Source organism: Paenibacillus sp. NPDC057967, assembly GCF_042887015.1.
Taxonomy (GTDB): domain Bacteria; phylum Bacillota; class Bacilli; order Paenibacillales; family Paenibacillaceae; genus Pristimantibacillus.
Genome location: NZ_JBHVQB010000004.1, coordinates 472426 through 492942, shown reverse-complemented (window position 1 = coordinate 492942; position 20517 = coordinate 472426). Strand labels below are relative to the sequence as shown.

At 51.6% G+C, this 20517-nt stretch carries 27 protein-coding genes; 23 read left to right on the top strand and 4 right to left on the bottom strand.

Going from position 1 to position 20517, the window contains the following annotated elements:
* Nucleotides 1-8 precede the first annotated feature (8 nt).
* Nucleotides 9-977 (bottom strand): DUF1385 domain-containing protein, encoded by a 969-nt coding sequence (locus ACFVSO_RS12840; protein ID WP_387474009.1) that lies wholly within the window; start codon nt 975-977, stop codon nt 9-11.
* Between the two features lie 200 nt (nt 978-1177).
* Here ACFVSO_RS12840 and ACFVSO_RS12835 point away from each other — a divergent pair, with 200 nt between their 5' ends.
* The 5 genes from ACFVSO_RS12835 (at nt 1178) to ACFVSO_RS12815 (ending at nt 5377) form a co-directional block, all read left to right on the top strand.
* Complete coding sequence (locus tag ACFVSO_RS12835; protein ID WP_387474007.1) at nt 1178-1690, top strand: YqhR family membrane protein; 513 nt, start codon at nt 1178-1180, stop codon at nt 1688-1690.
* A gap of 90 nt (nt 1691-1780) precedes the next feature.
* Complete coding sequence (aroQ, locus tag ACFVSO_RS12830) at nt 1781-2233, top strand: type II 3-dehydroquinate dehydratase (RefSeq protein WP_387474005.1); 453 nt, start codon at nt 1781-1783, stop codon at nt 2231-2233.
* A 13-nt stretch (nt 2234-2246) separates the two neighbouring features.
* On the top strand, nt 2247-3320 hold the full coding sequence (locus tag ACFVSO_RS12825; RefSeq protein ID WP_387474003.1) for a M24 family metallopeptidase: 1074 nt from the start codon (nt 2247-2249) through the stop codon (nt 3318-3320).
* A gap of 28 nt (nt 3321-3348) precedes the next feature.
* Nucleotides 3349-3906 (top strand): elongation factor P, encoded by a 558-nt coding sequence (efp, locus tag ACFVSO_RS12820; RefSeq protein WP_387474001.1) that lies wholly within the window; start codon nt 3349-3351, stop codon nt 3904-3906.
* Between the two features lie 217 nt (nt 3907-4123).
* Nucleotides 4124-5377, top strand: coding sequence for an aspartate kinase (locus ACFVSO_RS12815; protein WP_387473999.1), 1254 nt, complete (start codon nt 4124-4126; stop codon nt 5375-5377).
* Between the two features lie 88 nt (nt 5378-5465).
* Here ACFVSO_RS12815 and ACFVSO_RS12810 read toward each other — a convergent pair whose 3' ends face one another.
* From ACFVSO_RS12810 to comA, 3 genes are all read right to left on the bottom strand, one after another.
* Nucleotides 5466-5927, bottom strand: coding sequence for a DUF441 domain-containing protein (locus tag ACFVSO_RS12810; RefSeq protein WP_387473997.1), 462 nt, complete (start codon nt 5925-5927; stop codon nt 5466-5468).
* A gap of 83 nt (nt 5928-6010) precedes the next feature.
* Nucleotides 6011-6724, bottom strand: coding sequence for a 2-phosphosulfolactate phosphatase (locus tag ACFVSO_RS12805; RefSeq protein ID WP_387473995.1), 714 nt, complete (start codon nt 6722-6724; stop codon nt 6011-6013).
* A gap of 17 nt (nt 6725-6741) precedes the next feature.
* Nucleotides 6742-7569, bottom strand: a complete 828-nt coding sequence (gene comA, locus ACFVSO_RS12800; RefSeq protein ID WP_387473993.1) for a phosphosulfolactate synthase — start codon at nt 7567-7569, stop codon at nt 6742-6744.
* Nucleotides 7570-7704: 135 nt separating this feature from the next.
* Between comA and ACFVSO_RS12795 the strand changes: the two genes are divergently transcribed.
* The 18 genes from ACFVSO_RS12795 to xseB all read left to right on the top strand — a co-directional run bounded on the left by ACFVSO_RS12795 (nt 7705) and on the right by xseB (nt 20517).
* Nucleotides 7705-7971, top strand: coding sequence for a YqhV family protein (locus ACFVSO_RS12795; RefSeq protein WP_182914208.1), 267 nt, complete (start codon nt 7705-7707; stop codon nt 7969-7971).
* Between the two features lie 92 nt (nt 7972-8063).
* A complete protein-coding gene (gene spoIIIAA, locus ACFVSO_RS12790; RefSeq protein WP_387473990.1) occupies nt 8064-9098 on the top strand; it encodes a stage III sporulation protein AA in 1035 nt (344 codons plus the stop codon).
* On the top strand, nt 9095-9613 hold the full coding sequence (gene spoIIIAB / locus ACFVSO_RS12785) for a stage III sporulation protein SpoIIIAB (RefSeq protein WP_387473988.1): 519 nt from the start codon (nt 9095-9097) through the stop codon (nt 9611-9613). The genes spoIIIAA and spoIIIAB overlap by 4 nt, the downstream gene beginning before the upstream one ends.
* A 15-nt stretch (nt 9614-9628) precedes the next feature.
* Nucleotides 9629-9832, top strand: coding sequence for a stage III sporulation protein AC (spoIIIAC, locus tag ACFVSO_RS12780; RefSeq protein ID WP_119799452.1), 204 nt, complete (start codon nt 9629-9631; stop codon nt 9830-9832).
* A gap of 9 nt (nt 9833-9841) precedes the next feature.
* Nucleotides 9842-10243, top strand: a complete 402-nt coding sequence (gene spoIIIAD, locus ACFVSO_RS12775; RefSeq protein ID WP_387473985.1) for a stage III sporulation protein AD — start codon at nt 9842-9844, stop codon at nt 10241-10243.
* Nucleotides 10240-11469, top strand: coding sequence for a stage III sporulation protein AE (gene spoIIIAE / locus ACFVSO_RS12770; protein ID WP_387473983.1), 1230 nt, complete (start codon nt 10240-10242; stop codon nt 11467-11469). The genes spoIIIAD and spoIIIAE overlap by 4 nt, the downstream gene beginning before the upstream one ends.
* Before the next feature lie 82 nt (nt 11470-11551).
* Nucleotides 11552-12274 carry a stage III sporulation protein AF gene (spoIIIAF, locus tag ACFVSO_RS12765; RefSeq protein ID WP_387473981.1) on the top strand — a complete coding sequence of 241 codons (723 nt, stop codon included), beginning with the start codon at nt 11552-11554 and terminating at the stop codon, nt 12272-12274.
* A 26-nt stretch (nt 12275-12300) separates the two neighbouring features.
* Complete coding sequence (gene spoIIIAG, locus ACFVSO_RS12760) at nt 12301-12930, top strand: stage III sporulation protein AG (protein WP_387473979.1); 630 nt, start codon at nt 12301-12303, stop codon at nt 12928-12930.
* A 211-nt stretch (nt 12931-13141) separates the two neighbouring features.
* Entirely contained in the window at nt 13142-13756 is a 615-nt protein-coding gene (locus ACFVSO_RS12755) for a SpoIIIAH-like family protein (RefSeq protein WP_387473977.1), read from the top strand.
* A gap of 176 nt (nt 13757-13932) precedes the next feature.
* Complete coding sequence (gene accB / locus ACFVSO_RS12750; RefSeq protein WP_387473975.1) at nt 13933-14433, top strand: acetyl-CoA carboxylase biotin carboxyl carrier protein; 501 nt, start codon at nt 13933-13935, stop codon at nt 14431-14433.
* Between the two features lie 44 nt (nt 14434-14477).
* On the top strand, nt 14478-15851 hold the full coding sequence (gene accC / locus ACFVSO_RS12745; RefSeq protein ID WP_387473973.1) for an acetyl-CoA carboxylase biotin carboxylase subunit: 1374 nt from the start codon (nt 14478-14480) through the stop codon (nt 15849-15851).
* A 117-nt stretch (nt 15852-15968) separates the two neighbouring features.
* Nucleotides 15969-16373, top strand: a complete 405-nt coding sequence (locus tag ACFVSO_RS12740) for an Asp23/Gls24 family envelope stress response protein (RefSeq protein WP_387473971.1) — start codon at nt 15969-15971, stop codon at nt 16371-16373.
* Between the two features lie 100 nt (nt 16374-16473).
* Nucleotides 16474-17031: an alkaline shock response membrane anchor protein AmaP gene (amaP, locus tag ACFVSO_RS12735; RefSeq protein WP_387473969.1), complete on the top strand. Its 558-nt coding sequence runs from the start codon at nt 16474-16476 to the stop codon at nt 17029-17031.
* Nucleotides 17032-17044: 13 nt separating this feature from the next.
* Nucleotides 17045-17275 (top strand): DUF2273 domain-containing protein, encoded by a 231-nt coding sequence (locus ACFVSO_RS12730; protein ID WP_387473967.1) that lies wholly within the window; start codon nt 17045-17047, stop codon nt 17273-17275.
* A 235-nt stretch (nt 17276-17510) separates the two neighbouring features.
* Nucleotides 17511-17954 carry a transcription antitermination factor NusB gene (gene nusB / locus ACFVSO_RS12725; protein WP_387473965.1) on the top strand — a complete coding sequence of 148 codons (444 nt, stop codon included), beginning with the start codon at nt 17511-17513 and terminating at the stop codon, nt 17952-17954.
* Between the two features lie 90 nt (nt 17955-18044).
* The gene (gene folD, locus ACFVSO_RS12720; protein WP_387473963.1) at nt 18045-18905 is read left to right on the top strand and encodes a bifunctional methylenetetrahydrofolate dehydrogenase/methenyltetrahydrofolate cyclohydrolase FolD; all 861 of its coding nucleotides are present in this window, start codon (nt 18045-18047) and stop codon (nt 18903-18905) included.
* Nucleotides 18906-18908: 3 nt separating this feature from the next.
* Entirely contained in the window at nt 18909-20273 is a 1365-nt protein-coding gene (xseA, locus tag ACFVSO_RS12715) for an exodeoxyribonuclease VII large subunit (protein WP_387473961.1), read from the top strand.
* Nucleotides 20263-20517, top strand: a complete 255-nt coding sequence (gene xseB, locus ACFVSO_RS12710) for an exodeoxyribonuclease VII small subunit (protein WP_387473959.1) — start codon at nt 20263-20265, stop codon at nt 20515-20517. Before xseA ends, xseB begins: the two co-directional genes overlap by 11 nt.

Sequence of the window (20517 nt, the reverse complement as noted above, 5' to 3'; positions counted from 1 at the left end):
CGCCTTTATTAAGATTTAGACATTTGCTGGTCCAGCTCGCGCATCCGGTTGAAGGAAGCGATCGATACGGCAACCTGCTCGTCTTTCGGTTCTTTTGTTGTCAACAGCTGCAGCCATAGGCCAGGGTAGCCGAGGAAACGCAGGAAAGGTACTTCGCGTACAGCGTTTGTTAATCTTAGCACTTCATAAGAAACGCCAAGAACGAGAGGCAGCAACGCAAGACGGATAATAATGCGGTCCCATAGTCCTTGCCATACAAAAATCGGCAGCGAGTAGATCACGACACCCACGATAATCGTGAACACCATAAAGCTGGAGCCGCAGCGGTAATGCAGCCTGCTGTACTTCTGCACATTGGGTATTGTCAGTTCTTCGCCCGCTTCATAAGCGCTGATGACCTTATGCTCTGCTCCGTGGTATTGGAACAGGCGCTTAATAAGCGGAGTCATGGATATAAAGTACAGGTATGCCAGTAATAAAATAATTTTGATAAGTCCCTCTAATAAATTATGACCGATGGAGCTTTCGAATAACCCGCTGAACAATAATTCTTCCAGTGCCGCTGGCACCCCCGTGAAGAGGACCTTGCCTGCGATAAAGGACAGGACGCCTGCGACCGCAACGCTGACGATCATGCCGGCGCTCAGACCGCTTTTCTTTTCTTCCTTGGGCGGGGCTTTCTCAACAGGCTTGCCGTTCTTCGCGTCTTCCTCTGTCTCATCCTCCGCATAGGCTTCCATCGAGAAGTTCAAATGCTGGGAACCCTTGGCGCTGGATTCGACAATGCCGATGACGCCGCGCAGGAACGGTATTTTCTTGAAAGGAGTCAGCCATCGCTGTGTCGTTCTGGGTACTTCGTAAAAAACGATTTCATCGTTCTTGCGTCTTACGGCTGTCACATTCACGTGCTTGCCCTGGAACATGACGCCCTCAATGACGGCTTGTCCGCCATAAATATTACGTGGGTCCTGAGACAAAAGCGTGTCACCTTCCTCGATATTTCTTCTAAAATAGTCTTGTTTCTATTGTACTTGATCTGACGTCTAATTGCGAGTCGCTAAGCCTTGCAGTATGCCCTGAGCGATCGAAGTGCAGCGGTTACAGGTCCAATCTTTGTCGCATACTAGAAAATAGCGGCACAAGGTTTGCTATACACAAGCGCAAAGGAGCGATCACTATGGCCAATGCACATGATCATCTTAGAAGGAACAAGGATGAACACCACCGGACCAATCCATGGCTGTACTCCATTCAGCTTGGTTTCTTTGCCGGATTATTTTTCGGCGTCCTTCGGTGGATGTGCTACGAGATGAGATTTACGACATTGCTTCCGGGCTATATGCTGGAACCGTTCTTCCGGCATTCTTTCTTGAAATCCGCTTGGGGCTATGTTGTCGGTATTGCCGCTTACATCGTATTCTCGATTGTGATGGCGCTTCTCTATAAAGTTGTGCTCGGCAGGCTGAAAGGACCATGGCCGGGCATCTTCTATGGACTCGCCGTATGGGTAGTCTTGTTCGCCGGCATCGGACCGCTGATCGGGCTCATGGGATGGCTTACGCAGATTGGCTGGAACACCATCTATACAGAGCTATGCATATCGACCCTATGGGGCGTATTTATCGGCTATTCCATCGCCTTTGAATTTACCGACGAGGTGTCGCGCGAGCCGATGGGAGCAAAGAACTGAGTTGTTACTTCTCAAGGGGCGGACATTTGTGGTAAAATGTCTTGTGATCTTCGACGAGATTGACCAATCGTTCGCCCAGGAGGTGCAGGCATGCTCAGAATCGCAGTGCTTAATGGTCCTAACTTGAATATGCTTGGCATACGCGAGCCTGGCGTATACGGCAATGAATCGCTATCCGCGATCGAGGCGCAGGTCAAGAGCAAGGGAGATGAGCTTGGCGTCCAGGTCTCATGCTTCCAAACCAATCATGAAGGCGACATGATCGACCGCATACATAGCGCATACGGGAAAGAGGACGGCATCATTATTAATCCGGGTGCTTGGACTCATTACAGTTATGCGATCCGGGATGCGCTTAGCGCAATTTCGGTGCCGATCGTGGAAGTGCATCTATCCAACATTCATAAGAGAGAAGCGTTCCGGCATGTGTCCGTTGTAGCTCCGATCGCCCTCGGGCAGATCGCGGGTTTCGGAGCATCGGGGTATCTGATGGCTCTGGACGCGCTGGTGCGCAAACTTCGAAGCGAGAGCAGCGAGGAATGAGAGGGAGAGCGATATGACGACAAAAAGAGTAGAGCGGCTGCGCAAGCTGCTGGAAGAGAACGGCCTGGATGCACTGTTGATCGCAAGCCCACATAACAGACGCTACATAAGCGGTTTTACAGGTTCGGCAGGTTTTGTACTCATTACTTCCGGGGATAACTATTTCCTGACAGATTTCCGCTACCGCGAGCAGGCAGCGAAGCAGGTTCAAGGATTCCAGGTCATCGAGCATGGAACAAGCCCGATTGATGATATTCGAGGGATTCTGGAGAAAGACGGCATCAGCTCGCTCGGATTCGAGCAGGAGCATGTGAGCTACGGAGAATATCTCCAGTGGGGCAAGACGCTGAATACCATCCAGTTGAAGCCCGCTGCAGCGCTGGTCGAGAAGCTGCGCATGATCAAGGACGATGCGGAGCTGCAAGTGATGCAGGATGCGGCGGATCTGGCAGATCGGACGTTCAAGCATATTCTTGGCGTTCTGGCGACCGGGATCAGGGAGTCCGATGTCGCGCTTGAGATGGAAGTCTTTATGCGCAGCAACGGTGCAACAAGTTCATCCTTTGATACCATCGTTGCTTCCGGAGAGCGCTCTGCATTGCCGCACGGCGTGGCAAGCGACCGCATCATCGGCACGGACGAATTCGTGAAGCTCGACTTTGGCGCTTACTACAACGGGTATTGCTCTGACTTGACCCGGACGGTTGTCATCGGCAATCCGAACGACAAACATAAAGAAATCTACAACATCGTGCTGGAAGCTCAGCTGCACGCGCTTGCGAATATCCGTCCCGGCATGACCGGCAAGGAAGCGGACGCGCTCTGCCGCGATATCATTACGAAGCATGGCTACGGCGATCACTTCGGGCATGGTACAGGACACGGGCTTGGCATGGAAGTTCACGAAGCGCCAAGACTATCCCGTCTAAGCGATACGATTTTAACCCCCGGCATGACCGTTACGGTGGAACCCGGCATCTACGTCCCAGGCTTTGGCGGCGTACGCATCGAGGATGATATCGTCATTACGGAATCCGGTATTAAAATATTAACCTCATCTCCGAAGGAGCTCATCTGCCTGGGATAGGAACTATTCATTCAGGAGGGAATCAGCAATGATTTCAGTAAACGATTTTAAGACAGGTTTGACTGTGCAAGTAGACAACGATATCTTCACCGTCCTGGACTTCCAACACGTAAAACCGGGCAAAGGCGCTGCATTCGTACGTTCCAAGCTGAAAAATCTTCGCAACGGCAACGTTGTTGAGAAAACATTCCGTGCAGGCGAGACAATCGGCCGCGCCATAATCGAGAACAGAGCGGTTCAATATCTGTACAACTCCGGTTCCGAATATACGTTCATGGACAACGAGACGTTCGACCAGTTCAACCTGGACAAGAAACAGCTCGAGTGGGAGCTTAACTTCCTGAAAGAAAACATGACGGTTAACATCTCGAGCTACCAAGGCGAAATCCTCGGTATCCAAATGCCGAACAGCGTAGATCTGAAAGTAACAGAGACAGAGCCGGGCGTAAAAGGCAACACCGCTCAAGGCGCTACGAAAAACGCAACGGTTGAGACAGGACTTACAGTACAAGTTCCATTGTTCATCAACGAAGGCGATGTGCTTCTGATCGATACGCGCGAAGGCAAATACATCTCCAGAGCGTAATCTTACGCCGAAGGCATAACAAGCCGTCTCCAAGGTCGCATTGCGACTTGGGGCGGCTTTTTTTGCACCATACAGTCATGATCCAGGTATGGGGGCGCTATTCTGCGATAACGCGGTAGGGCGGAAATGTTTTTATGCGGAGCTATACCCATGGGCAGGTCTCCTGTGATATAATATGAACTTGTATGTAGATGTCAAGGTTGGGAGTGAAACAGCTTTGTCTTTGATCGTGATGAAGTTTGGCGGCAGCTCCGTGGGTACGCCGGAGAGAATGCAGCGTGTAGCAAAACGTATAGTGGAAAGGCAGCAAGAAGGCAATGATATCGTTGTCGTCGTGTCTGCCATGGGTGATACGACAGACGATTTGATTGATCAGTCGAAGGGACTGAACCCCAATCCGCCCCATCGCGAGATGGATATGCTAATGACGGTCGGTGAACAGATTTCGATCGCCTTGCTGTCGATGACGATTCATCAGATAGGCGGGAAGGCTATGTCGTTTACCGGCTGGCAAGCGGGGATGAAGACGGACGAGATTCACGGAAAAGCTAAAATTACCGACATTGAGCCAAGCCGGATTTTTAAAGCGCTTGAAGCGGGGAATGTAGCGGTTGTTGCCGGATTCCAGGGCATGAGTGAAGACGGCGAGATTACAACGCTCGGACGCGGCGGTTCCGATACTACAGCTGTAGCGCTTGCCGCAGCCGTCAAAGCGGATGTATGCGAAATCTACACGGATGTGGACGGCGTCTATTCGACTGATCCCCGTGTCGTGAAAAACGCACGCAAGCTGAATGAAATTTCGTATGACGAAATGCTGGAACTGGCCAATTTGGGTGCGGCGGTATTGCATCCACGCGCCGTTGAATATGCGAAGCATTACAATGTGAAGCTGGTTGTACGTTCAAGCTTCACGCAGAATGAAGGTACAAGTGTGAAGGAGGATGCGGTCATGGAACAAGGCGTGGTCGTGCGCGGAATCGCTTTTGATAAAAACGTGGCTAGAATTAGTATTATGGGCGTGGAGGATGTGCCGGGCGTTCTGGCTAATGTATTCGGCGCGCTTGCCAATAACGGCATCGACGTAGATATTATCGTTCAGAGCGGTGTCCAGGACGGCAAAGCCGACTTCTCGTTCACCCTGTCGGGAGACGACAGAGAGAAAGCGATTGAAGTGATTGAAGGCGTGCGTTCCCTTGTGCCGTATCGCGAGACAACTTCGGAATCCGGCCTTGTGAAAGTCTCGATCGTCGGAGCGGGCATGGTCAGCAACCCTGGTGTAGCGGCTAAAATGTTCTCGGCGATTTCAACGCTTGGCGTAAGCATCAAGATGGTAAGCACGTCCGAGATCAAATGCTCCTGTGTGATTGCGTCAGAGACGCTTAATGAAGTGGTGCGTGCGCTCCATACGGCGTATGGACTAGATACGACCGAGCAAGCTTATGTCGGCGGTCCATCTGAGCGTCGTTAATCGGACTTATTCACATCTTACTTGAACAAGAATAAGAGGGTGTCCCTGTGCGGGGCACCCTCTTTTGTCTGAACAAGCAAACGGCGGCTCACGGGGAGCCCCCGAACAGCTTGAACACTTTATATAAGATAGCTGTTATGCCAGCTGCCATCAACGGCCCGACGGGTATGCCTCTTAACAATATGATGCCGACAATCGATCCCAGCACGAGACCTACGACAATCTGCGGGTCCATCTTCAGAAGATCCAGGCCCCTGCTATTAATAAAGGTAGCAAGCGCTCCGCCAGTCAAAGCGAGAATGCCGGGCCATGAGGTAAGTACCGCAGTGAAATCCTTGAATTGGATTCGTTCGGCTGCAAAAGGAACGAGTACGCTCAGCGTCAGGAACAGCAGTCCAAGCTCAAGCCCTCGCCGCTCAATCGCGGGCAGGAATCTCTCCAGATGAACAAGCTTGATCGCAAGCAGCAAGCAAGCCGCGGTCGCAATGATGGGAGAGCGGCCAATAACGCCTATTAGAATAAGAATGACGAGAATCAGTTCACCAACCATGGCAATGAGCTCCTATCCTGTCCAAAGCGGCGCTCCGTCGGAGCAGCCTACCTCATTATATGGACGGGCTCGCTCCGTTATGACTAGTCGCGCAGGACGAGGCGATCTCCTGAGAGACAGGGTACGGCGTCCAGTACATTCACGCGGGCGCATGCCTCGATATCATCTCTTAATCCCAGCTTGAGCAGTCTCTTGCCAGATTGTCCTTGCAGCAGCGTCTCCAGAATGTCCGCAGCTCGATCCCGGTATAAGGCATGCATCGCGAGTCCGAAGTCATCCAGCTCCATATTCCCGCCTCTTAGCTTCATCAGTTCCTCGATGAGCAGACCTGCGCACAGTCCGTCTTCGATCGCAAATTCATCATGGCTGCCTGCGCATAGTATGACAATATCTCTTTGCAGATGAAGAGCATATTTCGCTGCGGCTGCCGCATTCAGCAAGGATGCGGCTATGATGTTCTCCGCTTTAGTAGACTTATGAATGGCTCTTGTGCCATTTGTCGTTGTCAATATAATTCTGCGTCCACGCACGGCATCCGCATGATACTCTTTTGGCGAATTTCCGAGATCAAAGCCCGCAATTTTACGGCAAAAGCGCTCTCCGCCCATCAAGTCCTCCGGCCGCTGAAGGGACCGGGCATCCATCACCGTCTCGGCTGGCACGATGCTGGAGGCACCTGCAGATAAAGCGGTAACGATCGTGCTTGTGGCTCTCAATACATCGATGACGAAGGCTGTTTTGTGATGAAAGTTCGCAGAGCAGGCCTCGTTCACGCTGGATATTACCTGGACGTGCATAATCTATTCTCCACTCCTTAAATCATATAATCGGGATCGGCAGACCGCTGTCCGAATTCGAAGGTGTCCGCGCGCAATCCGCGGCGCATCGCTTCCAGCGACAACGCTTCAGCGGGAGCGACGTTGCCCAGATGAACCCCAGCGCCGAATTGCAGCAGAAGCTCTGCTTGCTGGCTCTTCAGAGGTGCCTCCCACATTAAGCGCCCGGCGTGGTCGACCTTGCCGAGCACATCCTCAAGAACGCTTTCCTTGCAATGTCCATGCTCATCAAAGAGACCGATGTTGACGCCCGATTCTCTGGCTTCAACCGCCACCATCTCTGCTCCGGCTTCCCAGTCGCAGTGGGCGGTAAATGCAAGCTCCTCCGAATCAATCTCGGAGCCTGCCGCTTTCTTCCCGTATTCGGTGACGACGAACAGTCCTCGTCTGATGCATTCCTTGATCAGCGAAGTTCGGCGAATACGGTCCAGTTCGATGGTGCCATCGGATATTTCGACACCGGTAAAGCCAAGCGAGCAGATTCTGTCGAGAAACGGCATGGCCGTTCCTTGCTGGACGGCAACTTCCAGCAGCGTGCCGCCGGGCATCATGATCAGATTGGAATCGGAAGCAAGCTTCAGCTTCTTGCGCAATAGGTTCTGATCATACAGGACGGCGGTTCCGAATCCAAGCTTGACGATGTCGACGAATGGCCCCGCTGTCTGAATGAAATCGGTGAAGGCGTTCAAGCCCATTCCTTTGTCGATCACCATGGTTTTGCCAAGCCCTTGTCGCCGGTCCGCGCTTCTGCAGCCGCTAGGGTCTCTTAAGAGCTGATGCCAGTTGTCCAGTACAGCACTCTTCATGTTCTCAGTTCTCCTCGCTTGATTGATCTTCCAACCACTATATGCGGATGGCGCTGGGCAGGTGCCCGGCATGAATTGGAGACAAGCATGCATATACATACAAAAAGCGCATGGAACGAAAGGAGGTCCAATCCATTGCTTAACAAAATCGTTCTAAGTATGGCGATGCTGCGCCTGTTGTCCGGCAGTATCGAGATATGCGCAGCGTTAATCATGCTCAGGATGAATCAGATCGACAAAGCGCTTGTCGTAAATTCATCGCTCGCGTTTGTCGGCCCGATTATTCTGATCGCAACGACCACCATCGGCCTTGTCGGGTTGTCCGACAAGCTGTCGGCGTCCAAGTTTGTGTGGGTAGCCGTCGGCGTTATCTGCCTGATGATTGGCATATTAAAAAAATAGTAGAGTGCGAATCTAGCAAATCCGTTCATAATTCCAGCAGACAAGCATACACATGTAACGACATAAGACAAACATTGGGGAGTGAAGGAAGCATGCTGTCCCATGTATCCCATTTGTTGCCGCTGGAACTAAAAAAGCTGCTGGATGGTTTGCCGGCGGACGTAAAAGGATCGCTTGAGGAAATACGCATACGGGAGAATCGTCCGCTTGAGATCTCCTATCGCGGGGGATATCGGTTTGTGGGGAGCGACGGGAGTTTGAAGCTTCAATCAGATGGTTCCTTAAAACCTACGGCTGAGCAATGCCGCAAGCTTCTGGAGCGCATCACGAATTATTCGCTCTATGCTATGGAAGAAGAACTGAGAAGAGGCTACATTACCGTATCGGGCGGACATCGAATCGGACTAGCCGGCCGCACGATCCTCGATGGCGGCAGCGTCCGCGGCATTCGGGATATTGGCGGTTTCAACATCCGGATTGCGAGAGAGGTTATTGGCGCAGCTGCACATCTATTGCCCAAGCTCATCGATAAGGTACGCGGTACCGTAGGGTCCACGCTCATATTGGCACCGCCGCAGCAAGGCAAAACGACGCTAATCCGGGATATCGCGAGAACCCTTAGCTACGGCAGCCAGACAGGAATCGAGAGAGATGCTATCGCGGGCAAGAAAGTAGGGATCGTAGATGAACGATCCGAAATCGCCGCTTGCGTCAGAGGCATACCGACTTTCGACGTTGGCCCGCGAACGGATGTTATGGATGCATGTCCGAAGGCGGAAGGCATGATGATGCTGCTGAGGTCCATGTCGCCTGAGGTGCTGATCGTCGATGAGATCGGACGGCCTGAGGATATCGATGCGATCCGGGAGGCCAGCCACGCAGGAGTAAGCGTCGTCGCAACCGCCCATGCCTTCGATGTGCAGGATGCCAAAGGAAGACCAGAGTTGTATAGGCTTATTCAGGAAGGGGCATTCGCCCATATCGTAGAGCTGAAGCGCTCGCTGGACGGTATTATGCACCGCATTATAAGTGCGGGTGTGTTGCAGCAAGCCTCCAGCGCCAAGAGCAGGGAACAGCCTTCCGTTATGAATCTGGCTGGGGCCGGGGCCTTCCGGAGGGAGCAATGATCAAGCTGATTGGCGCAGTGCTAATCCTGGTAGCCGGCACACTAATCGGTTTTCAGCAAGCCGCGAAGTTCGCGGAACGGCCCAGGCAGCTGAGACAGCTCGCTCATGCTCTGCAGCGTCTGGAGACCGAGATTGGTTACGGTCATACGCCCCTGCCAGAAGCGCTGGAGCGGACGGCGGAAGCTTCTGCGGCGCCGATTGCCGCGCTGTTTCGGAACGCATCCGAGCAACTGAACGGAGAAGAAGGCTTGTCCTTTCAGGAATGCTGGGAGAGGTCCATACAGGCATGCTGGATTGAAACCTCGATGAGGGCTAGCGAAAAAGCGGTCATGCTCCGGCTTGGATCAACGCTTGGCATCAGTGACAAGGAAGATCAGATGAAGCACTTGCGGCTTGCGCTGCTGCAACTGAAGTCAGAAGAGGACGCGGCAAGAGACGATCAAGGGCGTTATGAAAAGATGTGGAAAAGTCTCGGAGCATTGCTCGCTGTGCTGATCATCATTTTGATGGTGTAAGAGGGTGCGCTACTTATGAACATGGATGTCAGCGCCATATTTCAAATCGCTGGAATCGGCATCATTATTGCAATGATTCATTCCGTTTTGAAGCAGATGGGGAAGGAAGACATGGCGCATTGGGTAACCGTAATCGGATTCGTCGTCGTATTGTTTATGGTTGTACGGCTGCTGAATGACTTGTTCCAGGAAATCAAAACGATTTTTCTGTTCCAGTAGGTGAACGCGGTGGAAATGATACAAATCGTCGGCCTCGGTCTGATGGCGACCGTGCTGATCCTGGTTGTCAAAGAGCAGAAGCCGATGTTCGCTTTCCTTCTGGCGGCATTTACGGGATTGTTTATCTTCCTGTATGTAATCGGCAAGATAGAAGCGGTAATCAAGGTGCTTGAGGATCTGGGGAACCGCTCTGGTATTCCTTCGATTTATGTGAAAACGGTTCTGAAGATTATCGGAATTGCCTATATTGCCGAATTCGGGGCCCAGATTGTACGGGACGCAGGGCAGGAAAGCATCGCGTCCAAAATAGAATTTGCCGGCAAAGTATTTATTCTCGTCATGGCCATCCCGATTATAAGCGTCATCGTCGAGACCGTAATGGGATTGCTGCCGGCGGGGAGCGGATCATGATGGTGCAAGCGCGTGCCGGCGGAGCCGCAAAACTGCAACTGCTCGTATGGCTGTTTCTGCTCTTCATGTCGATCCTGCCGGTCGGCGTGAATGCGGAGGGCAGCTACGCGGCAGCTCCGCAACCCGCAGGAACGGACGTCAACGAAATGATGAAGGAACAAGCGGGCCTTATGGAGACAGAGCCTGTCGAGGATTATTGGAACAAGCTCCGTGAGCAATATGGGGGCTTTTTCCCGGACCAGAAGGTTCCGAGCTTCAGCGAGATGCTGCTGTCAGGCGGAGGGCTGAAGCTGACCGATGTGCTGAAAGGGCTGCTCCGATACCTCTGGCATGAAGTGCTGTACAATGGCAAGCTGCTGGTTACGATCGTGCTGCTGACAGTATTCAGCATGGTGCTGGAAACATTGCAGAATGCATTCGAGCGAAACTCCATCAGCAAGGTGGCCTATTCCGTCACCTACATGGTGCTGGTCATCATCGCGGTTAACAGCTTTCATGTCGCAATCGGGTATGCCAGGGATGCGATAGAAAGCATGATTGCCTTCATGCTGGCCATGGTTCCGCTCCTGCTGACACTGCTGGCATCGATGGGAAGCGTCGTTACGGTATCGGTCCTGCATCCTCTCATTATCTTTATGATTCATATCGTGGGGACGGTTATCTACAGCTTCGTATTCCCGTTGTTGTTTTTCTCCGCGGTGCTGCATATCGCAAGCGCGTTGACGGAGAAATTCAAGGTCACCCAGCTGGCGAATCTGCTTCGAAACGTTGCAGTCGGTTCACTTGGCGTCCTGGTGACGATCTTTCTCGGTGTCATTTCCGTTCAAGGGGCGACCGGCGCTGTAACGGATGGCGTCACGCTGCGGGCAGCCAAGTTCGTAACGGGCAACTTCGTTCCTGTCGTAGGCCGAATGTTCTCCGATGCCGCGGATACGGTCATCTCTGCTTCAATGCTGGCAAAAAACGCAATTGGACTCGCAGGCGTCATCATCCTGTTGTTCCTGAGCGCATTCCCGGCTCTGAAAATCTTAACGCTAGCGCTCATCTACAACGTATCGGCCGCCGTGATGCAGCCGCTCGGCGATTCTCCTATCGTCAACTGCTTGCAGACGATCGGCAAAACGATGATTTTCGTATTCGCCGCATTGGCAGCGGTCAGCCTGATGTTTTTCCTCGCGGTGACGATCATCCTGACTGCCGGCAATGCAACGCTTATGGTGAGATAGAGCGGAGCAAGTTTTATTTACGCATAGTCGATGCTTACGAAGTGAGATTTGCTCCGCAAATCTTTTAGGAGGTGAGCTTAATGTGATCGGTTGGTTGAGCGACTGGCTGAGGGATATTATTGCCGTCATCTTGCTGGCCGTTCTTGTAGAGCTGCTGCTTCCTAATAAATCGATGCAACGGTATGCCAGGCTCGTCGTCGGATTGTTTATCTTGCTGACTATTCTTTCGCCTATTTTGCGGCTGCTGCAGACAGATATGACGAATAGGCTGGACGCCGGAATGGAGCTTTGGAATGAAAGATCCATGAGCAAGCAAGTGCAGATGCCAAGTCTGGAGGACATTCAGCGCCGCGCGGACGATATACAGACCAAACGGCATGAAGAAGCTGCTCGTCTGACGGCAGCGAATCTGGAAGAAGCGATGGGGGAAGCCATCTCAAGCGAAACGGGAGCAGTGGTCGAGCGAGTAGTCGTCACCTTAGCTTGGAGCGATCGGCAAAAACAAAATGAAGCGCCGGAGATCTCAGCGGTCAAGGTCACGTTGAAGGGTAGCGCCGGTAACGAGGGTCCAGAGCATGAGAAGGGGCAGAAGCCGATTCAGATTGAAGCAGTTGCGCCAGTAGATATTACGGTAGGAGACAACGTGAAGAATGGCAACGCGGGCTCAACTGAGAAAAACGATTTTATCTCGCCTAACAAGAAGGAAATGACGGCTGTGCAGGGTGTATTGACGCGAGGCTGGGGAGTCCGGGCTGAAAAAATCGATGTCCGAATCAGGGCAAGCGGAGAATCAGCAGCCAAGTGAAAAAAGCTGGAGGGGAGGGAGTCGAAATGGCAAAATGGCTGGAAGGCTTGGAATCGGCGGTAGGCGGCGGGCCAGGCGGGCCGAAGCGGGTTCGTACGCTGAGGATCTTGCTTATCATTGGCGGAATCGGGGCTGCGCTGATGCTGTTTAATTCATTTTTGCCCTTTAAGGATGTAGCGCCTTCCGCCCAGGATCCGAACCCTCCGCCAGAAGCTTCGGAAGCTTGGAACCGCAACGCTGCTCCGGGCTCTCCCTTTGAATTAGTCGAAGGTACGCTGGAGACTCGTCTCAAAGAAATACTGGAGAAGATTGTTGGGGTCGGATCTATTGATGTGATGGTTACCGTTGATTCGACGGAAGAGATTGTCGTCGAGAGGCACAAGAACGAGAGTCAGTCGATTACCGATGAGAATGATCGGAACGGGGGGGTGAGGCATATTACGTCGATCAGCAAGGATGGTCAAGTCGTTTTGTATGAAGTATCCGGTGAGCAAAAACCCATCATTACGAAAACGATCAATCCCCGAATACGAGGTGTTCTAATCGTAGCCAAAGGGGCGGAAAACGCAACGGTCAGACGCCTCATAACGAGCGCAGTTGAAAAAGGGCTTAGCGTTCCGGTTAACCGAATCTCGGTTGTGCCGAGTAAGCAATAGGGCAAGTAATAGTCGCTGAATATTAACACACGGGCAAGTAATAGTCGCTGAATATTAACACACTTAGTTGATGCTTACGAAGCAAGTTTTGCTCCATTCAGCTAGCCGCTGAATATAACCACAAAACTTAGTTGATGCTTACGAAGCAAGTTTTTGTTCCATTCAGCTAGCCGCTGAATATAACCACAAAACTTTTTAGGAGGAATCATTAATGAATACCAAAAGACAAACGATTTGGCTTGTGTCCATGCTTAGCTTGATGGTTGTGCTGTCCGCTTACTACTTGTTCACGCAGGATCTGAATGATGCCGATAAGCTGTCGTCGGAGAAGCCGGGCGAGAATGTAACGGAAGTGGCCGGAGGAGACAAAGGCCAGTTTGTAGTGGATGAGGTTCAGCAAGGCGACTCGGACGGCATCAGCTTGGCCAACAAAAAAATTCTGGAGCAAATCGAACGCGAAGGCTATGCCCAAGGCAGCATCTTCAGCGATTTGCTGGCGAAGAGAGAGCAGCAATACAGCCAAGAAGAAAACCGCATTATGACCGTGCTTGCAGATGTGAGCAACATTAGCTCGGAAGATTCGGCAGTTGCGGCAACCGAGCTTGCTCAGCTTGAAGAGAAGAACTCACGCATTACAGCGCTAGAATCGGAGCTGATGAAGCAATATGAGATCGCCTTAGTCTCGCAAGAGAATGACCGTTACAAGGTTGTCGTCACCAGCGAAAAGCTGGAGAAGAAGGAAGCTGCCAGCATTATCGACCAAGTGATGACTGTTATGGAAGTCAGCCCGAACCAAGTATCCGTGCAATATGTGCCGGAGCCCTAACATTCGGTACGGCAGCCAGGCAGCAAGCTCCGTTCGCCTTTGGCTATAGCCGAAGGTGAACGGAGTTTTTTCGATCAGAATGCCGTAATTTAACCTTGTCCAAAAAATGATTCGTGTTCACGCCTTTTTATGGTATAATACTAAACGTTATGTGAAGAAGAGGAGTGATTACGTTCATGTTCAAGTTGAGCGAGATTAAAGAATTGATCAAGCTGGTCGATCAAACATCCGTTCAGGAGCTAGAAATTGAAAACGAAGGCGCGCGTCTGCACATCCGTAAACCAGGCAAAACTGAAGTGGTGAATGTGCAAGCGGCTCCAATTACGCATACATATTCACAGCCTGCTGTAGCGGTAGTTCCGTCCCAGCCAGCCGTTCAACCTAGCGTTCAACCGGCCGCTGCGGAATCCGCACCTGCCAAGGCGCCTGCTGCGGATCTTCACCAAATCGTATCGCCAATGGTCGGCACGTTCTACAGTGCGCCGTCTCCAGATGCGGATATATTTGTGAAAACAGGCGACCGCGTCCATGAGAAGTCGGTCGTATGTATTCTGGAAGCGATGAAGCTGATGAATGAACTGGAAGCCGAAGTGAATGGCGAGATCGTGGAAGTTCTGGTTTCCAACGGTCAGTTGGTGGAGTACGGCCAGCCGCTGTTCCTGGTGAAAGCGGACTAACGAAAGCCCGGTTTGGGTAACTGACGTCTGAAAGGGGTTCCTACGTGAAATTCCAAAAAATATTAATCGCGAACCGCGGAGAAATCGCGGTACGGATCATTCGCGCTTGCCGGGAGCTGGGGATCAGCACGGTGGCGGTATATTCGGAGTCGGACCGCGACTCGCTTCATGTCCGCCTTGCGGATGAGGCTTATTGCATCGGCCCTACTCCATCGAAGGATAGCTATTTAAACTTAACGAACATTATGAGTGTCGCAACGATTACAGAATGCGACGCGATTCATCCCGGCTACGGCTTTTTGGCCGAGAATGCCGACTTTGCGGAAATTTGCGAGTCGTGCAATATTACATTTATCGGTCCTTCGCCTGAAGCGATCAGCAAGATGGGTGACAAGGCTGTTGCCAAGCTGACGATGAAGACAGCGAATGTGCCAATCATCCCTGGTTCCGACGGCTTGATTGAAAGCATGGACGAGGCAATTCAGGTTGCCCGCGAGATCGGTTATCCGGTCATTATTAAGGCAACTGCAGGCGGCGGAGGCAAAGGCATTCGTATTGCCGAAGACGAAGATACGCTTATTAGCCAGATTACAACGGCTCAGCAGGAAGCCCAGAAGGCATTCGGCAACGCTGGCGTATATCTGGAGAAATATTTGACCGGGATGAAGCATGTCGAGATTCAGATTATGGCGGACAAGCATGGCAATGCCGTGCATCTGTTCGAGCGGGATTGCTCCGTGCAGCGCAGACGCCAGAAGCTGGTCGAAGAGGCGCCGTGTCCTATTCTTTCTCCTGAGCTGCGCGACGCAATGGGTCAAGCGGCGGTACGTGCTGCGCTTGCGGTGCAATATTCGGGTGCAGGCACGCTGGAGTTCTTGTTAAGCCCTGACGGCAACTTCTACTTTATGGAGATGAATACACGCATTCAGGTTGAGCATCCTGTTACGGAGATGATAACGAACGTCGACCTGATCAAAGAAATGATCAGCGTGGCGGAAGGCAATCCGCTTTCGTTCCGCCAGGAAGACCTGAGCATTAATGGTTGGGCTATCGAATGCCGGATCAATGCCGAGGATTCCGAGCGTAACTTCATGCCTTCGGCAGGGAACATTCCGTTCTACTTGCCGCCTGGCGGTGCGGGTGTTCGGGTAGACAGTGCGGTATATCCGGGCTACACGATTTCTCCGCATTACGACTCCATGATCGCTAAGCTGATTGTGTGGGGCTCGACGCGTGAGGAGGCTATTGCCCGCATGAAGAGGGCGTTGTCCGAATTTGCGATCGAGGGCATCCGGACGACGATTCCGTTCCATTTGAAGCTGCTCAATCATCCTACATTTGTGAAGGGCGACTTCGATATCAAGTTCCTGGAGGAGCATGATATTAACGCTCCGGCAGCGGTTGTGGGCGTCGAGTAAAACAAGTCCAAATCGTTTGTCATAAATCAGGCTGAATGTTATAGTATAGAAATAAGATGCGGAACACAGCTTGGTCATGGGCTAAGCTACGCAACATTAGGGAGGTGTACAACGAACATGAGTACGATAGCTGAATTTGAGAAAACAGACATCGGTACGATTCAGATTGCACCTGAAGTAATTGAGGTTATTGCTGGTCTGGCGACGGTTGAAGTCGAAGGTGTGGCAGGGATGAGCGGCGGGTTCGCAGGCGGTATTGCGGAGCTGTTGGGTCGCAAAAACTTGTCAAAAGGCGTTAAAGTCGAAGTAGGCCAGAGAGAAGCGGCTGTTGATGTTTCCATCATTATTCAATACGGAAACAAGATTCCGGAGATTGCTTCCCAGATTCAACAAAATGTGAAGCGCTCCATCGAGATGATGACAGGACTTCATGTCGTGGAAGTGAACGTTCATATTCATGACGTTTATTTCAAGCCGGCAGAGAAGCTGGAGGACGACGATTCCCAGCTGCGCGTCAAATAAAGATGAATAACAAGCTTTAATTCGTACAACCCCCTCGTGATTGGGCATGCCGCTCGGCACAAGGGGGTTTTCATTCGGTCCCCCGGGAGGTATGGCTGACTTGATAAAAGTTGTGGACAAGCTACTATTGTTTTTATACAGCATCGTCATCGGAGCCGTGTCGGTATTTATGGCGAGCTTGGCCTTTGGCTGGATTTCACGTGAATTGTTATCTGATATGCTTACCGACTTCTATCGGTATGATTCCGTCTCCATCACCGTTGGCGTAATTGGCGTTATTCTCTTTGTGCTCAGCCTGCGCTTCTTTTTCGTCTCGTTGGCAAGAGGAACTGCTTCCTCACAATCCATTGATCAGAGAACGGAATTCGGCGATATCCGCATTTCGATCGAGACCATTGAAAACCTGTCGCTGAAAGCAGCTTCTAAGCAGCGCGGTGTCAAGGATTTGCGTGCGCGCGTACGCGCTTCGGATGCGGGACTGGAGATTGTGCTTAGAGCTGTTGTAGACGGCGAGCATTCCATTCCGACATTGACGGAGGATATTCAACGTGCGGTCAAAACGCATATTGAAGACATTACGGGAATACCGGTCATTAATGTCGCAGTGTTTGTCGCTAACGTTATTCAGGCGAATACATTCAAGAGCCGCGTAGAATAGAGGTGACGTACCGATGTGGAGGGATTTTTGGGGAATCTACTGGAAACGTTTGATCGGCGCGGCAGTCGGTTTGTTTTTCGGTATTGTCTATTTAGCTTTCGGCTTTTGGGATATGCTTTTTGTAGCGCTTCTTGTATTTGTCGGTTATTGGTTTGGCAAACAGAAAGAGCTATCAGACGGTCCGGTTGTTCCTTGGCAGCGATTATGGTACGCGCTGCTTGAGCGATTCCGCCCGTTTCGTTAAATCTGTGGTCTCCTCCGTATTCCGGATTTCGGACAGCCGCTAATTCGGGGCAGGGAGGAGATCATAGTTTTTTTACCACAATAGAATTTGTTGTAAGTTATCCGAGGTTAGCGGATATATAAATTCTATTTGGCGATAAAATCCACCTCTAAACGCGGTCGCTCATCATGAATGGCCTCGATAGAGGTTTTCTCATTGCAAACTATATTTTGGCATGAACGGATGTGGAGGTCACATGAAACGTAGGCTGGCTAGGGAAATTGCGATTTCGAGTTTATATCAGATGGAAATGAATGAAGTGACGGCGGCTGAGGCGGTCGATATGTTGATGGAAGAGCTCCGCGAAGATAATGAGCTTGGTGCGGACCCGAAGGAAGCGAGAAGCACGGACGATTTCGCACGCGAGCTGGTGCATGGCGTATTGGAAAGAAAACAAGCAATCGATGGCATGCTACAGCAATTTCTGACGGGCTGGCAAGTGGACAGACTGTCCAGAGTTGACCGTCAAGTATTGCGCCTCGCTTGTTACGAGATGGTATTCCGCAGCGATGTGCCGCCAAAAGCGGCTATTAACGAGGCTATTGAGCTTGCCAAGCATTTTGGCACCGATGAATCGGGTAAGTTTGTCAACGGTGTTCTGGGCAAGCTGCTGCAAGAAATCGATGAGCTCAAGGCATAGTCAGTTGAAGGCTTAGAGATGGGAGAGGCCTGCGGCATTCGGTAATTCATTCTATCAGACACGATAAAGATGAAGGGGACGATTACAAGCATGAGCGCTCAAATTATTGAAGGTAAAAAAGTTTCAGACCAAATGCGGATAGAGATGGTAGATGAAGTTGCGGCTCTGAAAAATAATAATGTCATTCCCGGACTTGCGGTCGTACTCGTAGGAGATGACCCGGCATCCATGGTTTATGTCGGGTCCAAAGAAAAGGCTTGCCAGCAGCTTGGCATCTATTCCGAGGTGCATCGCCTCGCGGCAGATGCTTCGGAAGCTGAACTTTTGAGTCTGATTGACCGTTTGAACGAACAAGCGTCGATTAATGGCATTCTGGTGCAATTGCCTCTTCCCAAACATATCAATGAAAAAGCGATCATCGACGCGATCAGCGTGGAGAAGGACGTAGACGGATTCCATCCGGAGAGCGTTGGCAATTTGACCATTGGCGACGATAGCTTGCTTCCTTGTACGCCTGCAGGCGTTATTGAACTGATCAAGCGCAGCGGAGTCGACCTCTCAGGCAAACACGCCGTTGTCATTGGCCGCAGCAATATTGTAGGCAAGCCGGTAGCTATGCTGCTGCTGCGCGAGAACGCTACGGTAACGATCTGTCACTCCAGAACGGCGAACATGGAAGAGCTGGCGAAGCAAGCCGATATCCTGGTGGTTGCCATCGGCAAGGCGAAGGCGATTGACAGCCGTTACGTGAAGCCGGGCGCTGTTGTGATCGATGTAGGAATCAATCGTCTGCCAGACGGCAAGCTTGCAGGAGACGTGGACTATAATGACTGTCTGGATACTGCAGGCTTTATTACGCCGGTTCCGGGCGGTGTAGGTCCGATGACGATTACAATGCTAATGAAAAATACCATTACCGCTGCAAAAAGGGCTAACGGAATCGAGGTGTAGACAATGGGGAAAGAACCCAAAGTTTATTCCATCAAAGAGATCAATAAATATATTCGGATGAAGCTGGAGACGGATCTGGTGCTTGGCGATGTCTGGCTTCGCGGCGAGATTTCGAACTTCACCCACCATTCCAGCGGGCATATGTACTTCACGTTAAAGGATAGCGACAGCCGTTTAAAGTGTGTCATGTTCGCCTCTCATAACGTGCGTCTTCCGTTCAAACCGAAGGAAGGCGCCAAAGTGATGGCGCGCGGCAATATTTCCGTCTACGAACGGGACGGCAACTATCAATTTTATGTGATGGCGATGCAGCCTGACGGTATCGGCAGCTTATATCTGGCCTTCGAGCAATTGAAGGGCAAGCTGGAGAGCGAAGGCTTGTTTTCCAGTTCCCGTAAGCGGGAACTGCCCGTCTATCCCAAGGCGATAGGTGTTATTACTTCTCCTACGGGCGCTGCGGTGAGAGATATTATTACGACCATTCAGCGAAGGTATCCGTTTATACCGGTGTATGTATATCCCGTCCTGGTTCAAGGTAAGGGAGCAGCCCCTTCGATTGTCGGCGCAATTGAAGCAATGAATCGTTTTGGTGATTGCGACGTATTAATTGTTGGTCGCGGCGGAGGCTCATTGGAAGAGCTATGGGCTTTCAATGAAGAGTCAGTAGCCAGAGCTATTGCCGCTTCGGCAATTCCGGTCATTAGCGCCGTCGGACATGAGACTGACTTTACGATTGCCGACTTTGTAGCGGATATGCGGGCAGCGACTCCGACTGCCGCAGCCGAACTTGCCGTACCGCATATTGCAGAGCTTAAGCAACAGCGGGAACGCATGAGTCAGCGACTCATTGGTGCGATGCAGAGATCGATTAGCACGGAGAAAGAACGGCTTGCCCGCATCAGACGCTCTCCTTTCTTCCTGCATCCCCGCCGGTATATGCTGGATCAAGCTCAGCGGCTAGATCGGATGAAGGAGCAGCTCGAGCAGCGAATGTATAAGAGACTGTCCAAGGAAGACGCCAGATTGTCTCATCTTCAAGCGAGATTGTCTGCTCGGCATCCGGGAGCAACTGTGCAGCAATCGGCCAAGCGGCTTGCGATTGTAACACGAGGACTGGAGATGTCAGTGGCCTCGATGCTGAAGGAACACAGACTGCGGCTGAATGGCGCTATGGGTCAGCTTGATGCCTTAAGCCCTCTGAAAGTAATGGCAAGAGGCTATAGCTTGGTCTACGACAGCGATTCAGGACGGCTGATTAAGTCGGTCAACGAGACAAAAAGCGGCGATGCGGTGCAGGTGAGGCTAATGAATGGCCGATTAGTATGCCGTGTTGAATCGGTTGAAGGAGGCGAGAGAAGTGAAAGCTGAGAAACAGGAAGAGCTAAGCTTCGAGGAAGCTATGGTGCGTTTGGAAGGTATCGTGGCTAAGCTTGAGAGCGGCGACGTTCCGCTGGAGACAGCCATTGATTTGTTTCAGGAAGGCATGAGGCTGTCGCAGCTATGCGGCGGCAAGCTTGAACAAGTAGAAAGCAAGATCGAGCTTCTTGTCGAGTCCGAGCAAGGCTTCCAGAAAAAAACGTTTGTAGCGGCAAACGAAGACAAAGGGGAATAA